The sequence below is a fragment of the Afifella sp. IM 167 genome (assembly GCF_020144925.1).
Taxonomy (GTDB): Bacteria; Pseudomonadota; Alphaproteobacteria; order Rhizobiales; family Afifellaceae; genus Afifella.
This window is the reverse complement of record NZ_NSLC01000004.1, coordinates 132,558-148,279: the sequence shown is the minus strand read 5'-3', so window position 1 is coordinate 148,279 and position 15,722 is coordinate 132,558. Positions and strand designations below refer to the sequence as shown.

The following is a 15,722-nucleotide window of genomic DNA, read 5'->3' as shown; positions in this document are numbered from 1 at the left end:
CCGCTGGATGCCAAGCCAGGCTTAACCCGAAATCACGTCGGACCTCGGCCTCGAAAAAAGGGACCGTACCGCCGCCCTCACCAACTGCGGGCCGGGGCGACCCCGAAATATCGCCAGTTTTTCGATCGCAAAATCAAGGTTATAGCGGTTATGCCGGTTATGAAAACGCGGCATGCCCGGTTATGGCCGGGGTGCCCATGGATCTGATGACCTTCACGCAGTACGCGGCGCATCGCGGCTGCAGCCAGCCGGCGATCTCCAAGCTGGTGAAGGCGGGCCGAATCCCGACGACGCTCTGCCCACGCACCGGCAAGAAGCGCATCGACCCGGCCGTCGCCGATCACGCGCTGGGCGAGACCAAGCTTCGCCTCGACGAGCCGCGGCCGCTCAATGTTGCGAAGGGTGCGCTGCGACCGGCGACGGACGAGGCGGCAGCCGCTGGCGCGGAAAGCAATTCAGCGGCGCTTACGAAGGCCCGTACGGTTACCGAGGAGTACCGGGCGAAGTCGGCCGAGCTGGACTACCAGCAGCGGGTTGGGCGCCTGGTGGCGATCGAGGACGTCGAAGCATCCATGGCCAAGTGCGCAGAGGTCATGGTGCGCGAGATCGATCAGCTTCCGGTTCTCGCGGACGACCTGGCGACGGCCGTCTCGCGAAATGGCGTCTCCGGGGTCCGCAAGCTCCTGAAGGACAAGGCGCGCTCGCTGCGCGAGAGCGTGGCGAGTTCGATGCGGCTCATGGCAACCGCCGAGAGCGACGGCGCGGACGATGAAGAGGAGAAGGCGTGAAGGGACTTGCCAAAGCCCTGCCGATCATCGCCGGCACGCTTGCCGCGATCATTGCGCCGCCCCCACCCCTGGTGCCGTCCGTCTGGGCGCAACAGCTCGTTGTCCCGGACGGGCCGCGCGCCGGCACGAAATGGGACCCGTCGCTCACGCCCTATGTGCCGGAGATCATCGACGCGATGGGCCCCGACAGCCCGCACAACATCGCCGCCGTGCGCAAAAGCGCGCAGACGGGCGTCTCCGTCGCAGCAATGGCGCTCTGCCTCTCCTACGCGGATCGTGCGCCGTGCCGCATCGGCTTCGTGCTTCCCGGCCAAGACGCGATCAACGAATTCAGCCGGGAAAAGCTGGGCCCGGCGATCGAGGCGACGCCAGTCCTGAAAAAGAAAATACGGCCGCAGACCTCGCGCTCGGCGCAGGGCTCGACCGGCACCTACAAGCGGTTCCCGGGCGGATCGCTGCTTCTGCTGAACGCCAACTCGGCGGCGGACCTGCGCCAGAAGACGCTGAAGATCGGCGTTGCCGACGAGATCGACGAATGGGAGGACGACCTCAACGGGCAGGGCGACCCGTTCGAGCTGCTCAAGGGGCGTTTCACCTCGCATCACGCGACCGGGGAATGGCGCCTCCTGGCGTTGTCGACGCCGACCGAAGATGGCGAGTCGAAGATCGACGAGCTTTTCGAGGAAGGCGACCAGCGATTCTGGCACGTTGACTGCCCGCAATGCGGCACGTCGATCCGGCTTCAGTTCGAGCACCTGAAGTTCAACCGGCGCCCGCCCTACCAGGCGCACTACGTCGCCCAGTGTTGCGGCGGTGTCATTGAGCACCACGAAAAGGCGGCGCTCGTGCGCGAGGGCCGGTTCGTCGCCGCCAATTCGGAAGGGCTATACCCGTCTTTCCATGTCGATGCGCTGACGTCGCTTGTCACGACCTGGGACATGATCGCCGAGGGGTGGTGGACCGCGCATGGAGACGAGAGGAAGGTCAAAGCCTTCTTCAACACGGTTCTCGGCCTGGCCTACCGGATGCGTGGCGACGCGCCGGATCACGAGCGGCTCATGGAGCGCCGCGACCGGGATCTGGTGGAGAATGTCGTGCCGCCGCGCGGACTGCTGCTCGTCTGCGGGGCAGACGTGCAGCATTCGGGTATCTGGGCGGAGGTGGTGGCATTCGCACCCGACAGGCAGAGCTGGTGCGTCGCGGCGCGCTGGCTGGAGGGCGACACCGCCGATCCGAACGGGGCAGCGTGGCAGCAACTCGCGGCACTCTATGACGAGCGCTTTCTTGATGCGTTCGGGCAGGATCGGCAGATCGACGCCCTCGCGGTCGATGCCGGCGACGGGCAGCGGATGAACCAGGCGCTCGCCTTCGTGCGGAGCCGCGCGCGGGCCTACGCGACAAAAGGCATGGCAGGCTGGACGCATCCGGCGATCGGATCACCGAGCCGTGTCGACATCAATCTCAGGGGCAAACGCATTCGCCGGGGGGCCTCGCTCTGGCCGATCGGCACCTGGCCGCTGAAAGCGGAATTTTACTCGAACCTTCGCAAGCCGGGAATCGCGGCCGGGCAGGAGGTCGATCCGGCCGGCTACTGCCACTTCGGCGGCTTCCTCGGCGAGAACTACTTCAAGCAGATCACGGCCGAATATCTGGCCGATGTGAAGTTCCGCGGCCGCACACGGCGGGAATGGCGTCCACTGCGGGAAGACAACCACCTCCTCGACTGCCGGATCATGGCGATGGCGATGGCCGAGTATCTCGGCCTTTCCAGGATGACGCCGGAGCGGTGGGCGCAGCTCGCCGCCAGCCGCGGCGTGCCGGCGGAACTTGCCGATCCGGATCTCTTCGCGCCCGAAGCGGTCAAGCTGGCCGCCAAGCCTCAGGCGCCGAAAACGGCGGGTGACTCGTCGTCGTTCGAGGAAAGGCGGAACAAATGGCGGAAGCGGTCGCAGTGAAGCCCGGGATCATCGGCCGCTTGCTCGGCGGGCGAGGGCGGGGCCTGCCGGGCAATACCGGCCGCACCGCGCCGCAGGCGAGCTATCTGAAGGACACGCGCTCGGGCATCATCGCTTCGCGGCCAGCGGTCCTTCGTGAAAGCCGCGACGAGATCCGGCGCGCCTGGCCGCGCTCGGCGGCGATCGCGCTCGACATCCTGCACAATTCGGGACGCTTGAGCGGTGCCGTCACGCAGGTAATTGGGGATACCGTCGGCGATGGTCTGACCCTGTCGCCGCGTCCGAGTCTTTCGCGTTTGGGCTACGACGAAAAGGAGACGCGGGATTTCATCTCGCTCGTGAAGCAGGCGTGGAAGCACTGGGCCTACGAGGCCAGGGAATGCGACCTTCGCGGCAAGTTCACGGTACCGCAGCTCGTCGACATCTCGCTTCGGTGGGACATGGCCTATGGCGAGACGACGGGCGTCCTCGACTACCTGCCGCAGGCGGCCCGCGAGCGCTACGGCATCACGACCGGCACCAAGATCTGCCTCGTGCCGCCGACGAAACTGGTGCAGGACACGATCGAGACGGAGGGCCTCTACCAGGGCGTCTTCCACGACGCAAACGGGCGGCCAGTGCGCTATCGCTTCAGCGAGAAAAACGGGCTGATTTCCCGGAAGGTCGATTTCCCGGCGAAGGACCGGGACGGCCGGCACGTGGTGATCCATCTTTTCGATCCGGTCGACGCGACTGACGTGCGGGGAATCTCGAAGCTGGCCCCGGCCTTTCGCAAACATCTGCAGCACGAGGTGCTGGAGGACGCGACGCTGCAGCAGGCGATCCTGCAGAACATCTTCGCGATCGTCCTGACCAGCAAGGAGCCGAGCAAGGACGCATTCGAAGCGCTCGAAGTTCTGAAGGACAGCCAGATGGAGGGCGCCTCGGAGATCATCGACGGCTTCACTTCCTATTTCGCCGCGGCGCTGGAGCGGGCGAGCGAAGCGAAGGTGCATGTCAACGGCGAGCCGCAGGTCTCGCATCTGGCGCCGGGCGAGGAACTGGACCTCAAAAAGGTCGGCAGCCCGAACGACACCTATCTGCCGTTCTCGGCGAGCCTGTCGCGCGACATGGCGCGTGCGATCGGCATCACCTATGGCGGCCTGACGATGGACCATTCGGACGCGACCTATTCGTCCGTGCGGATGGAGATGGCATCGATCTGGCCGGTGGTGCTGCGGCGGCGCGAGCGCATCGCCGCGCCTTTGAACCAGATGATCTTTGAGAACTGGCTCGACGAGGAGATCGGATCCGGCCGCATCCCGTTGAAGGGCGGCTACGAGGCATTCGTCGCGAACCGTGGCGCGGTCACCTGGGCCGAGTGGCAGGGGCCGCCCGCACCCTCGGCGGATGACTACAAAAGCGCCCGCGCCTCCAGCGAGCGCCTGGAGAACGGCACTTCGGCGATCGAGATCGAATGCGCTGCCGGCGGAGTCGATCCGGAAGAGCTTTTCGAGATGCGGGTGCGCACGCACCGCCGATATCAGGAAGAGGGGATGCGCTCGCCTTACGAGGCGCGGACGACCAGCACGCGGACCGATCCCGATGGCGGGACGCCGGCCAGCCAGGTCAATTGATCGAAAGAGAATTCCGCGGTCGCAAACGCGGATAGAGCGCAATCGCCACGGCTCCATCGGCCCCGGCGGTTGTGAACACAACCCCCTGCGCGCTCCGGGCTTTGCGGGCCGGGCGCCGATGGAGACAGAGATGAGAGAAGAGAAGCACGCGAAAAGCAGAGGCATGCATTTCGTCCAATCCTTCCTGCGCTGGCGACGGGGCGAGCTGGAACGGGTCAAAGCGCATTGGCGGGGCGATCCCGCCAAGGGCATGACCGGAGGCACAAAAGCTGCCGAAGGTCCGTGCGGCAACGAAGACGGCAAATGTTGCAGTCTGTCGGATTTTCCTTATCCGCGGGCCGAAGCACCGATCTTCGGTGGCGACTTCAATGATTGCTTCCAGAGGGTCCAAGAGCATTTCAGTCGAGCGCTCGCCGGTGACATGACGTATTCGGCCGCCCGCGATCTGGCCCGGTATATCGACGCGATCAACACGTTGAGGGCCGTGCGAGACAGCTGCCTCTGCCGCAAGCGTGCTGGAGGCATGGCATGACCCCGCTCGCCCAAGCCCTGCTGAACGACTGGTGCCGGCCGAAGGCAAAACGGGTTGTCGCCGATCTCGCCGCCTCCAGCTCCTTTCTTCTCGAAGCGAAGTGCTTCGATATTTCTGCTCTCGATGGCTTTTTCACTGCAAACGACATTCGAGCGACGGTTGGCGACCTGCTCGCTTCCGGACGCGTATTTCTGCCGGCGCCGGTCACGTGGCTGGAGCTGAGCCGAGATCTGGGAGTTTTGTGTGTCGATCAAGAATGGGTGGAATCGAAAAACGCCGGGGACGGAACGAGTTTCTTCTTTGCGGTAGCTTCTCGGGAATGTATTTCAATTCCGGAATACATCGACGTAGGCGGGGATAGTTCGGAGTTTGTGATGCGCTTTCAGAGTGAGCCCGGCGATCGCTTGCCTTCTCTCGAAGCGGTTTCATCCAATATTATCGGAAAACTGTTCCTCATCAACACACCGCATATCGTGGGCCAGAAGACGCACACGCCGCATGCCGGGCTGCAGCGAAAGATCGCCAGGGCGATGGGGATGGTCGGCAAGTACCCGCTGCACGCCTACACCGAAATCACGCTCTGGTGCGACGAGGACGACAGGCGCGAGGCGGCCTCCGATGAGGCAATCGAGGCAAGGTTCTCCGGGCGCAAGTGCCTACACTTCGTGCGCTCTTTCCTGCGCTGGCGACGGGGCGAGCTGGAACGGGTCAAAGCGCATTGGCGGGGCGATCCGGCCCTCGGGATGAAACGATCTCGCTACATTGCCAAGCCCGCCAGGCCGCCCTCCGAGGCGGCTTTTTCGTGAGAGCGTCCTGATGGCGGCGCTCCCCACGCTCGAAGACGATCCATGCGGCCGGGCGGCGGCGCTGTCGGCGCTGCGCGACGCGATCATGACCGGCGAGAAGATCGGCCGCATCCGCTATCGCACCGCCAATGGCGAGCGCGAGATCGAATACCGCGGCCAGAGCCTCGCCGACGTCACGGCCGAGCTGGAGATCGCGCGGCGTGCCTGCGAGGGCAAGAGCGGCCTGCGCCGCCGTTACGCAAAGCGCTTCAGCTTCATCTGAAAAGGACTTTGACATGCCGATCCTGCAGGACGGCGAACTCGTGCTTTACGGGTTCGTCGGCGACGACTTCTGGGGCGACGGCTTTACCGCCGCCCAGGTGCTTGCGGCGCTCGCCGAACATGGCCGTGAAAACGATATCACCGTGCGCCTCAACTCCGGCGGCGGCATCGTCGACGAGGGGCTGGCGATCTACAACGCGCTCGCCGCGCACAGGGGCGAGGTCAGGATGGAAATCGACGCCATCGCGGCCTCCTCGGCCTCGATCATCGCGATGGCCGGCGACCGGATCGTCATGAAGGCCGGATCGGTGATGATGATCCACGATCCGGCGTCGATCACGATCGGCACGATCGCAGACCACGAAAAGTCGATCGAGATGCTGACCGCCTATTCCGGGCAGATGGCCTCGATCTACGCCGAGCGGTCGGGGAACGAGACGGACGCCGTCCGCGCCGACATGGAAGCGGAAATCTGGCTGACGGCCGACCAGGCTGTCGAGCGGGGCTACGCCGACGAAGCGGAAAAAGCCAAGGCGAAGGCCGTCGCGGCCTTCGACTACCGCGCCTACGCGAACGCTCCGGACCGGCTGAAGACGCTCGCCCGCAAGCGCAACTGGTCTTTCGAGACCGAGCACAAGGCGGCCGCCTCCGCGTCCGCATCCACCCGGCAGCAGAAGGAGACGACGATGTCGGAAAAGCAGAAGGCGGAGGACAACGCCGCCGATACCGAAGCCGCGATTTCCGAAGCGGCGAAGAAGGCCGTCGCGGCCGACCGCGAGCGGCGCAAGGCCGTTCTGGCGCTTGACGAGACGAAGGGCCGCGAGGCGCTGGCCGAGCATCTCCTGGGAACGGAGATGGATGTCGACGCGATCAAGGCGACGCTCGCAGCGGCGCCAAAGGCCGCCGAAGAGAAGCGGCCCGCGGCGAGCTACGAGGAGCAGCGCTCGCTCGCCGCCGGCCTCGCCCGGCCGGAGGCTTCCTCACAGGGGCGGCCGAAAGCGACAATCAATGCTGGCGAGATCTATGCCGCCAGGCGCACCCACTGAAGCCTAGGAGGGCGAAATGGAAAACAAGGTGATGGGAAAGCGAAACATCAGCTTCCTGCTGTCGGAAGCGCCCGGTTCGCTGTCGCGCGAGGTCGTCACGGTTCTCAGCGGAGAAGGCATCCTCGAAGCCGGCTCGGTGCTCGGCGAGGTGACTGCGTCCGGCAAGTTCGCTTGGTCACCGAACGCGGAGGTCACCGGGAAGGAGGGCGCCGAGACCGCAGCCGCCGTCCTTCTTTATCGCGTCGACGCGACGTCGGCGGATGCCGAGGCGGTTGTCGTCGACACTTCATGCGAAGTGAAGGGTGACGAACTTCTCTACCAGTCGAGCGTCGACGACAACACGAAGAAAGCGGCCAAGGCAACGCAGCTGCGGGGCGCTCTCATCAAGGTCCGCTAAGGCGGGTTCACCCAGAGAATTCAGACAAGCCCGCTTCGGCGGGCTTTTTCATGAGGAAATGAGACATGCCCAGCTTGGACGTTTTCGAGGGCGATGCCTTCTCGCTCGTCTCCCTGACCGCCTCGGTCAACAAGCGCAAGTACCGCCCCGGCCAGATCTCCGCCGCCGGACTTTTCGACGAATCCGGCGTGACCACTACGACCGTCTACGTCGAGATGAAGGACGGGAAGCTTTCCCTGGTCGAGCCGACCCCGCGTGGCGGGCCGGGCGAAACGGTCGGCGGGGAAGACCGTGAGGCCATCCCCTTCAAGGTCCCGCACTACCAGCGCGATGACGCCATCTATGCCGACGAGGTGCAGAACGTGCGCGCTTTCGGCGAAGAGGACGTGCTTGAGACGGTAGAGGACCGGGTCGTCGAGAAGGCCGCGCGCCATGCGCAGGACCTCACAATGACGCTCGAGCATCAGCGTTGCGGCGCCATCAAGGGCATCGTTCTCACGAAGAACGGCACGGTCGTCGAGAACCTTTACACGCGCTTCGGCATTTCCACGCCCGCAGCCGTTTCGCTGGAGCTCGACGTCGACACGACCGATGTCGGCACTGTTTTCGACGCTGTCCGGTTTTCGATCGAGGACTCCCTCGACGAGCCTTATGACGGGTTGCACGTCTTCACCGGTCGCGACCTCCACACGGCGCTCTGGCGGCACAAGAGCGTGAAGGAGACGCTTCTCAGCCACGCGGGCGCCGTGGAGCTGCGCATGGCGGTTCCCGACATCTTCGAGTTCGGAGGGGCGACCTGGGAGCGTTACCGGACGGGTGCAGCGGCGACCGCCGATCTTGGCTCGCCGTACATCGCGGCGAATGAAGCTCGCGTCGTTCCTGTCGGCGTGCCCGAGCTCTTCCTCACGCGCTTCGCCCCGGCCGACTACGAGGAAACGGTCAACACCGTCGGCCTGCCGTTCTACGTGCAGCAGACTCCGAAGCCGAACCGGAAAGGGCGAGATCTGGAGGTGCAGATGAACGCGATCTCCCTCTGCACCCGTCCTGAGGTCCTGCGTCGCCTGACGCTCACCTGATCGCCGCCTTTCCAACTTGCCGTTTGAGGGCGGCGCAGACCTCCGAGGAGGGAAAGATGAAGAAGTACAAGATGCGCTCCACCGTGATCGTGCCGGAATCGGTCGTGAAGATCCGGAGCGGTCAGATGGTGGCGACGGGCGAAACGGTGTCTTTGCCCGAGGAGTATGGGCAGCATCTCGTCGAAGAACGGCTTGCGGTCGAGGCGTCCGACAGCTCGAAAAAGCCGAATGAAGACAAGAGCCACGCCAACGGTGCCGTCGACAAGATGCGCAAGGACGAACTCGTCGCGGAGGCTGAGAAGCGCGGCGTCGAAATTACCTCCGACATGACAAAGGCGGAGATCCTGACGGCCCTGCAGGCCGCGGCGGGGGCGTGACCTGGTCACAAGCGGCGGCGGCGCTCGATGCCGCCGTCGCGGACATCTTTGACGAAACCGAGGCGACCTTCATCGGCGTGTCGAAGCCCCGCCGCGGCGAGGCCTTCGAGGATACCGAGCGGGAAAGGTTCACGGCGAACATCTCCGTGGAGCGGGCGCCGAAGGACTGGCAGTTCTCGGCCGATACGGCGATCGACCCGGAATCGCGGCTGACGCATAGCAGCGGACAGATCGTGGTGACGGCACTTGCCGCGGGCTGGCCCTGGCGGCCCCGGATCGGCGACCGCGTCAGCTTCGGCGGCGAGCGGTTCACCATCGTCGACACGGACGAGGACGGCTCCGACCGTTTCGCCTGTCTTCTTGCCGCGGCTGCCTAGGGGCACTCAAGAATGGCAACGCTTTCCATGACGGCGCTGCGGCTTGCGGCGATCGAAACGCTCGCGCCGACCGCCGCGGTGGAGGGGAAGATCCCGTTTCCGACAATCGCCGGAAACAACTATTTCGACAGCCGGTCGGTCTCGCTCGGCGAGCTCGATCCGCAGAGCGACGGCGCGATCTGCGTCGGCGTCTATTGCGACCGGATGGGCGGGGAAAGCCGCGGCGCCTCGGCCCCGGCGCATCCGGCATGGATCACGGCGGACCTCGTCTTCGAGATGGAGGTCGCTGTCATCGACCGCTTCGACGACGAGGACGCCGTGGCGAACCCGGCGACCGACGAGGCGGCGGCGGCGCGGCTGGAATTTCTCGCCTCGCAGATCCGCTTCGCGCTCTTGAAGCGGCGGGACCCGGCACTTTTTCGGGGATTGCTGCGCGAAATCACGGAGACGCGCTCCGACCAGTTCCGCATGCCGGAGATCGGCGTGCGCCTGGCGCGCCGGACGATGGTGATGAGCTGCCAGATCGCCGACGACAGATGGAGCGATACGCCCGGCGAACTGCCGGAGCCGCTCAAAAGCCTGGCCGCGACGCTGCCGGAAGGAAGCTACGGCCGGCCGATCTGCGTCCGGCTTGCCGAGGCATGGGCCGGGCAGGACGCGGCCGGGCCGCTGGAGGGCATCGACATCGGGCTCGGGGCCGAGACGCCGGAGAGCGTCCCGGCGGCGGCGCTGCAAGGGCGGGTCGAGACAGACTAGCGAGGACAAGGATGCCAAGACTGGAGCGGATGCGCCTGGCGCGGCCGGGTCTGCAAATCCCGATGCCCGATCGCGGCGGAAGGCTGTTCTCGGCAGATGGCGAGACCGTCGACATGGAGGACGGATTCTGGGCCGGACTTGCGCGGGAGGGCGATATCGAGACGGCACCGGCCTTCGAAGCCGAGGCGCCGGATCTTGCCGGCGAAATCATGGAAACGCAGACGCCGCCCGCGCTGACGGATCGCGGCACCAACCAGGCGGCCGGCGCGACCGGCGCCAAGGCACGAAAGCCGCGCGCGCGGCGCAAGGAGAGCTGACATGGCCGAAGGCATCCTTTTCCAGAACATTCCGGGCGCCGGCCTCGTCGCACCGGGGTTTTTCTTCGAGCTTACGTCCGGCGGGCAGTTCGAATCCAATTCCCGGCTTCTGCTGATCGGGCATGCGAATTCCGGGGCGAGCCTTGCCGCGAACACGCCGACGCCGATTAACTCGCAGTACGAGGCCGATGCGCTTTGCGGCGCCGGCTCCATGCTCGCGGACATGTACCGCATCGCCCGCGCCAACGCTCCGGCACAGGAAATCTGGGGGATCAACGTCGCTGCGACCGGCACGACGGCGGCATGGACGGTGTCGATCGACAGCGTGCCCGCTGCCGGCGGTGTCGGCACGATCGAGATCCAGGGCGAGACGATCCAGATCGTCATCGCCGCCGGCGACGCCGATACGGATGTCGCCTCGGCCCTCGCGGCGGCGGTTAACGCCTATTACAACGAACTCACGGGCGCCTCGCTCGCCGTCACGGCTTCGGCGACCGACGAAGTGGTGACGCTGACGGCGCGGCACGCCGGCCTCGTGATGAACTCCATCGACGTATTCGTGCCGACGGACGTCGCCGGCAACGCCTTCGCCGGCTCGGCGACGGCGATCACGCAGACGACGACGGCAACCGGCTCGCCGGACCTTTCGACCGGGCTCGCCGCGCTCGGCGACGAGCCATTCGACTTCATCGCCACGCCCTTCGCCGACGCGACGAATATCGGCCGCTACACGGCGCTGATGTCGGATGTTTCCGGGCGCTGGTCGTATCTGAAGCAGATCTTCGGGCACATCGTGACGGCGCTGGTCGATTCGACGGGCGACCTCACGACGCTCGGCCTTTCCCTCAATGACCGGCACCTGACGATCGTCCCGGTGATCGAAAGCGCGGGCAACCCCTCTCCGGTCTGGGCCTGGGCGACCGCGCTTCTCGCACGCACCGTGCCCTGGCTCGGCGACGGTTCGACTGGGAACGTTTCGCGCAACCATACCGGCCTCGTCGTCCAGGGCGTCAAGGCGCCGCGCACCCGCTCGACCTGGCCGGCCTATGCGCAGCGCAACACCTTCCTGAAGTCCGGCATCTCCAGCTGGTCGGTCAACTCGGTGGGCGAGGTGACGATCGACAAGCTGATCACGACCTACCGGACCAACCCGCTCGGGCAGACCGATACCGTCTTCAGGGACATCCAGGCGATGGCGCAGGCCATGTACATGCTGAAGCGCTTCCGTGCCGACCTTTCCTACGAGCACGGCCAGAAGGCGATCGCCGACACCAATCCGGGCAATCTCGGCGCCATTTCTACGCCCGCCGACATCAAGGCGACGATGATCCATTCCGCCGAGGCGATGGCGCGGCAGGGCGTGCTGGAAAATGCCCCCGAATTCGCGCGGCGGCTGATCGTCCAGCGGGACGGCGACAATCCGAACCGGGTCAATGTGCTCGCCCCGATCGACCGGGTGAACCCGTTCGACATTCTCGCGCTGAACGCCGTGCTCTACGTGCAGTACCGCCAGGCCGCCTGACGGCTTTCAATCAACCTGAAGGCCGGCGGCGCCGGCCTTTTTTCTTCCAGGAGGAACGAACATGGCCGATTTCGGCGGCGAAATGGTGCTGACGCTTTCTGGCGGCACCGCGATCACGATGCGCGGCGAGCTCTCGGTGATGCCGACCGGCACCTCGAACGAGCCGATCACCAACCAGAACGGGTCCGTGTCGCGCTCGGCCACGTTGACGCCGAGAAAGGCCGAATGCACCTTCGAGGATGGCGGGCAGGACTGGGAAGCCCTCATGCGGTTGCGCTTCAACGCGACGTTCCGCGAGGACTTCACCGCCGTGTCGCACTTCTTCACCGACGCGTTCTTCGAGGGCGAACCGACGATCAACCGCAAGACGGGCGAGGTGTCCGGGCTTTCGATCGTCACCGACGCCTATCGGAGGGTCTAGGAGGTGAAGCAAGTTCCGCTGTCGAAATCCTACACGGCGCATGGCGAGGTGTTTTCCAGGGTCGTGCTGCGCGCGCCGAAATTCGAGGAATATTTCGAGATCGGAAGCCCGCAGGAAGTGGTCTACGGCGCGTCCGCGAAGATGCTGCAGACCGATCGCGTGGTGGTGCGAAAGTATCTCGACATTCTCGTGGAAGCGCCCGTCGCCCGCGGCGCGCTTGCCGTGATCGATGAGCTCGCCGACGTCATGGCGCTGGAAGAAGCGGTGCTCGGTTTTTTTACGCAAGCGCGCGAGCAGATGCGCAGGTCGGAGAGCTCGTCTTCCGGCTCGGATGGCGACCGGAAGACGTCGGACGACTGACCTTCGAAGAGATCGACCGCTGGTTCGGCCGGGCGGCCGACTGGCACGAACGCGAGAAGCGTCGCCGCAAGCGGCGCTAGCGCCGCCAAAACTCGCAGCTCAGGCGATCGTCGACCTTCGGCGCCACTTTCATCTCGACGCCGGAGACTTCCATCTTCGCCAGGCGCTCAACGGACGCCCTGGCAAAGGACTGTATGACGGCGCCGTCCGCCAGATTTGCATCGATCCGTGCGAGCCCGGCGAGGGCGCCGGCGCAGGCGGCCATATAGACCTCCGCCGGGTCGCGATTCGAGGGAAAGAGTTCCAGCGTGCCGCCGAGAGAGCGGTACTGGATGTTGCCGGCCCATGCCTGGCAAAGATCGGCAGTGCAGAAGTTGCCGGCGATGCCGGGCGCCGCGTCGATGCCAAGAGCCGTTTCAATGCCTCTGGTCGCGTCGTCGAAGTTTTCACGCATGCCCGCGCTGGCGGAAATCGCCGAAAGTCCAAGTAATGCAACCAGTGCCAAAGCAATTCGCATCGGTCCGTTTCCCTTTCACCTTCATCTGAAAGCTACTCTAACATGAACCGCATTCTCGAAGCGACACTCCGGCTCGTCGGCAAGGATGCCGGTGCGGGCCGGATGCTCGCTTCCGTCGGGGGCAAGATGCAGGAGATGGATCGCCGGGCGGCGCGGTTCAACCGGAGCAACGGCGCCCTGATGAGCGGACTTGTCGGGGCGGGACGCATGCTGACGCGCGTTCTCGGTCCGGCGGCGATCGGCTACGGGCTGAAGCGCTCGGCCGATGAGGCAGCCAATTTCGAAAGCGCCATGACCGGCGTGCAGAAAAAGGCCGGGGCGACGGCCGAAGAGATGGCGAATATCCGCAAGGAGGTTCTCGACCTTGCGACCTCCGGCGAACTCGCCGTGTCGATCGAGGAAATCGCCGCCGCCTTCGAGCGCGGCGCCGCCGCCGGCATCCCGCTCGACGAGCTGCGCGCATTCGCGGCGCTCTCGGCGAAGGCGGCGGACGCCTTCGACATGTCGGCCGAGGAGGTCGGCAATGCGGCGGCGGGCTTTACCGTCGGCCTCGGCGTCGCGCGCGACGAGATGGAAAAGTATTTCGACCTGATCAACACGCTCGCCGACAGCGGCATCGCCGACGAGAAGGACATCATCAGTTTCCTCGATCGGGCCGGCGCGTCGCTGAAGCTTTTCGGTCTCAGCAAGGAACAGTCGGCCGCGCTCGGCGCCTCGCTCCTCAATCTCAAGATGCCCGCCGAAGTCGCCGCGCGGGCGATGGACACGCTGACGGGCAAGCTGCTCAACCCGAAAGGCGCCGGCCCCAAGGCCTGGCACGCCTTCAAGACGGTGGTCGGCGACACGGAGAAATTCGCCAGGCTGATGGACGAGGATGCCAATGCGGCGCTGCTGACGTTCCTGGAAAACCTTGACAGGATGGACAAGAGAAGCCGTGTCGCGGCGTTGCAAGGCCTTCTGGGTCAGGGCTTCGACGACGAGGTGATGCGGCTGGTCGCCGGATCGGAGGAGGTGAAGCGCAATCTGGCCATCGCCGCCGACGAAAGCCGGTGGGCCGGTTCGCTCGGCCGCTCCTATGCGATGAAGCTCGACGATTACAATTCGCAGCTGCAGGTCTTCGCCAATCGCTGGCGAGAACTCAAAATCGCCGCAGGCACGGCAGTGCTGCCCGCGCTGACCTCGGTGGTGGAGAAAGCCGGCGAGCTCATGATGGAGCTTTCCGATGGAACGGGCGCGGCGGGCGAGCTGGTCGGCGAGCTCAAGGCGGCCGGCGAAGCGTTCCGCGTCTCACTCGACTGGGGTGAGATCGGCGAGGCGAAATACGCCGCCGAGGAGGTGCTGCGCGTTCTTCAGCGCGTCGCCGAGCAGGATTTCAACGTCGACTTCGACGGCAGCGCGATCGTGCGCTTCGCCGAGGACCTGGCCAAGGCGATCAACGATACGGCCGAGGCGATCCGCAAGCTGGAAGAGTGGCGCAAGAGGGTGGCCGATCCCGGCGGCACGCGCATCACGGAATACGGCGAGAAGACCATCAATCTCGGCATGTCGCCGAAAGAGATGGAAGCCGCGGATGCGCGCAAGCGCGAGATGCTTCGTTCCATCCTTCCAAACGCCCTGGTACCGTCTTCGCCATTCGCCAATCCGGCGAACATGCCGACCTATCGCAGCACATCGGCCATCTCACCGGCCGACGTCGTCGCCACGCCGCTGCCGGCCTCCGTCGCGCCGGAGACGGTGGCGACACGGCTCTCGCGCCAGCGCGCCATGGAAGATACCGCGCGTCGGACGATGTTCGCGCGGGAGGTGCCTGCCGCGCTATCGATGCCTTCGCCCGGCGCCGGCGAATTCAGCGTGCGCCCGGTGATGGAGCTCGACCGGTTCGAGATCGAGGCCCGTCGCGCGAGCGATCTCCTGGAGGGGCTGAAGGAACCCATCTCGACGCGGGCCGACATCGACGCATCCGCCTTCCAGGCGACGCTGGCGCGCATGCGCTCCGACGCCGACGAGACGGCGCGATACGTCACCGGCCGGCTCGGAAGCCTGTCGGCGGGGCGCGGCCAGCTGGCGAGCGGCAATCGCGGCCGGACGATGCCGCATGCCGGCACGCCAGCCTCCGGCGCCGAAGGGGCGCGATAAATGCGCGACTGGTCGAAGGGCTGGTGGCCCGCCTCGTTTCGGGGCGTGCCGTTCTGGGTCGAGCGCGACGGACCCTATCGCGGCCGCCGCGTGGCGGTGCACCAGATCTCCGGCGGCGAGGCGGCCGTCACGGAGGATCTGGGGCTGCTGCAGCCCTCCTTCCGCGTCGAGGCCTATGTCGCCGACGATCTCGCGGATGCCGAAGGCCTCGCCCTCGAAGCGGCGTGCCAGGCCAAGGGGCCTTCCGTGCTCGTCCTGCCGATGGACGGGCCGGCGAGCGTGCATTGCCTTTCGTGCCAGCGGGACCGGCGCCTCGATAAGAACGGGCGTATCGGCTACCGGCTGGAATTCGTCGTGGCCGGCGCGGCCGGCGCCGTTCGTGCCGGCGGCGTACCGGCGATGCGCTCCGTCTTCCGGGCGGGGCTTTCGGCGGTGACAAGCGCGATCGCCGGGGTGTTCTGA

General features: G+C 65.8%; 19 protein-coding genes. 18 read left to right on the top strand and 1 reads right to left on the bottom strand.

The genetic code is table 11. The features are described 5' to 3' along the window. Nucleotides 1-197 precede the first annotated feature (197 nt). From CLD20_RS08235 to CLD20_RS08160, 16 genes are all read left to right on the top strand, one after another. Nucleotides 198-788, top strand: coding sequence for a hypothetical protein (locus CLD20_RS08235; RefSeq protein WP_224406137.1), 591 nt, complete (start codon nt 198-200; stop codon nt 786-788). After that, nucleotides 785-2,743 (top strand): terminase gpA endonuclease subunit, encoded by a 1,959-nt coding sequence (locus CLD20_RS08230; protein WP_224406136.1) that lies wholly within the window; start codon nt 785-787, stop codon nt 2,741-2,743. Before CLD20_RS08235 ends, CLD20_RS08230 begins: the two co-directional genes overlap by 4 nt. After that, entirely contained in the window at nt 2,722-4,359 is a 1,638-nt protein-coding gene (locus CLD20_RS08225; protein WP_224406135.1) for a phage portal protein, read from the top strand. Before CLD20_RS08230 ends, CLD20_RS08225 begins: the two co-directional genes overlap by 22 nt. A 130-nt stretch (nt 4,360-4,489) precedes the next feature. Then, a complete protein-coding gene (locus CLD20_RS08220; RefSeq protein WP_224406134.1) occupies nt 4,490-4,891 on the top strand; it encodes a hypothetical protein in 402 nt (133 codons plus the stop codon). Beyond that, entirely contained in the window at nt 4,888-5,697 is an 810-nt protein-coding gene (locus CLD20_RS08215) for a hypothetical protein (protein ID WP_224406133.1), read from the top strand. The genes CLD20_RS08220 and CLD20_RS08215 overlap by 4 nt, the downstream gene beginning before the upstream one ends. Before the next feature lie 10 nt (nt 5,698-5,707). Continuing rightward, nucleotides 5,708-5,959 carry a hypothetical protein gene (locus CLD20_RS08210; protein ID WP_224406132.1) on the top strand — a complete coding sequence of 84 codons (252 nt, stop codon included), beginning with the start codon at nt 5,708-5,710 and terminating at the stop codon, nt 5,957-5,959. A gap of 13 nt (nt 5,960-5,972) precedes the next feature. Next, a complete protein-coding gene (locus CLD20_RS08205) occupies nt 5,973-7,004 on the top strand; it encodes a head maturation protease, ClpP-related (RefSeq protein ID WP_224406131.1) in 1,032 nt (343 codons plus the stop codon). 16 nt (nt 7,005-7,020) lie between these two features. Then, nucleotides 7,021-7,401 (top strand): head decoration protein, encoded by a 381-nt coding sequence (locus tag CLD20_RS08200; protein ID WP_224406130.1) that lies wholly within the window; start codon nt 7,021-7,023, stop codon nt 7,399-7,401. A 65-nt stretch (nt 7,402-7,466) separates the two neighbouring features. Then, entirely contained in the window at nt 7,467-8,477 is a 1,011-nt protein-coding gene (locus CLD20_RS08195; RefSeq protein WP_224406129.1) for a major capsid protein, read from the top strand. Between the two features lie 56 nt (nt 8,478-8,533). Beyond that, complete coding sequence (locus CLD20_RS08190) at nt 8,534-8,854, top strand: hypothetical protein (protein WP_224406128.1); 321 nt, start codon at nt 8,534-8,536, stop codon at nt 8,852-8,854. Then, on the top strand, nt 8,851-9,231 hold the full coding sequence (locus CLD20_RS08185) for a hypothetical protein (protein ID WP_224406127.1): 381 nt from the start codon (nt 8,851-8,853) through the stop codon (nt 9,229-9,231). The genes CLD20_RS08190 and CLD20_RS08185 overlap by 4 nt, the downstream gene beginning before the upstream one ends. Nucleotides 9,232-9,243: 12 nt before the next feature. Next, entirely contained in the window at nt 9,244-9,987 is a 744-nt protein-coding gene (locus CLD20_RS08180) for a hypothetical protein (RefSeq protein WP_224406126.1), read from the top strand. Nucleotides 9,988-9,998: 11 nt separating this feature from the next. Beyond that, nucleotides 9,999-10,304 (top strand): hypothetical protein, encoded by a 306-nt coding sequence (locus CLD20_RS08175; protein WP_224406125.1) that lies wholly within the window; start codon nt 9,999-10,001, stop codon nt 10,302-10,304. Nucleotide 10,305: 1 nt separating this feature from the next. Continuing rightward, nucleotides 10,306-11,826 carry a phage tail sheath subtilisin-like domain-containing protein gene (locus tag CLD20_RS08170; protein WP_224406124.1) on the top strand — a complete coding sequence of 507 codons (1,521 nt, stop codon included), beginning with the start codon at nt 10,306-10,308 and terminating at the stop codon, nt 11,824-11,826. Between the two features lie 61 nt (nt 11,827-11,887). Further along, entirely contained in the window at nt 11,888-12,247 is a 360-nt protein-coding gene (locus CLD20_RS08165; protein WP_224406123.1) for a phage tail tube protein, read from the top strand. Between the two features lie 3 nt (nt 12,248-12,250). Beyond that, on the top strand, nt 12,251-12,607 hold the full coding sequence (locus CLD20_RS08160) for a hypothetical protein (RefSeq protein ID WP_224406122.1): 357 nt from the start codon (nt 12,251-12,253) through the stop codon (nt 12,605-12,607). A 76-nt stretch (nt 12,608-12,683) separates the two neighbouring features. On the opposite strand, the gene CLD20_RS08155 is transcribed toward CLD20_RS08160, so the two are convergent. After that, entirely contained in the window at nt 12,684-13,124 is a 441-nt protein-coding gene (locus CLD20_RS08155) for a hypothetical protein (RefSeq protein ID WP_224406121.1), read from the bottom strand. Nucleotides 13,125-13,166: 42 nt separating this feature from the next. Here CLD20_RS08155 and CLD20_RS08150 point away from each other — a divergent pair, with 42 nt between their 5' ends. Both CLD20_RS08150 and CLD20_RS08145 read left to right on the top strand, forming a co-directional pair. Next, nucleotides 13,167-15,260 (top strand): phage tail tape measure protein, encoded by a 2,094-nt coding sequence (locus CLD20_RS08150; protein WP_224406120.1) that lies wholly within the window; start codon nt 13,167-13,169, stop codon nt 15,258-15,260. After that, on the top strand, nt 15,261-15,722 hold the full coding sequence (locus CLD20_RS08145) for a DNA circularization N-terminal domain-containing protein (RefSeq protein WP_224406119.1): 462 nt from the start codon (nt 15,261-15,263) through the stop codon (nt 15,720-15,722).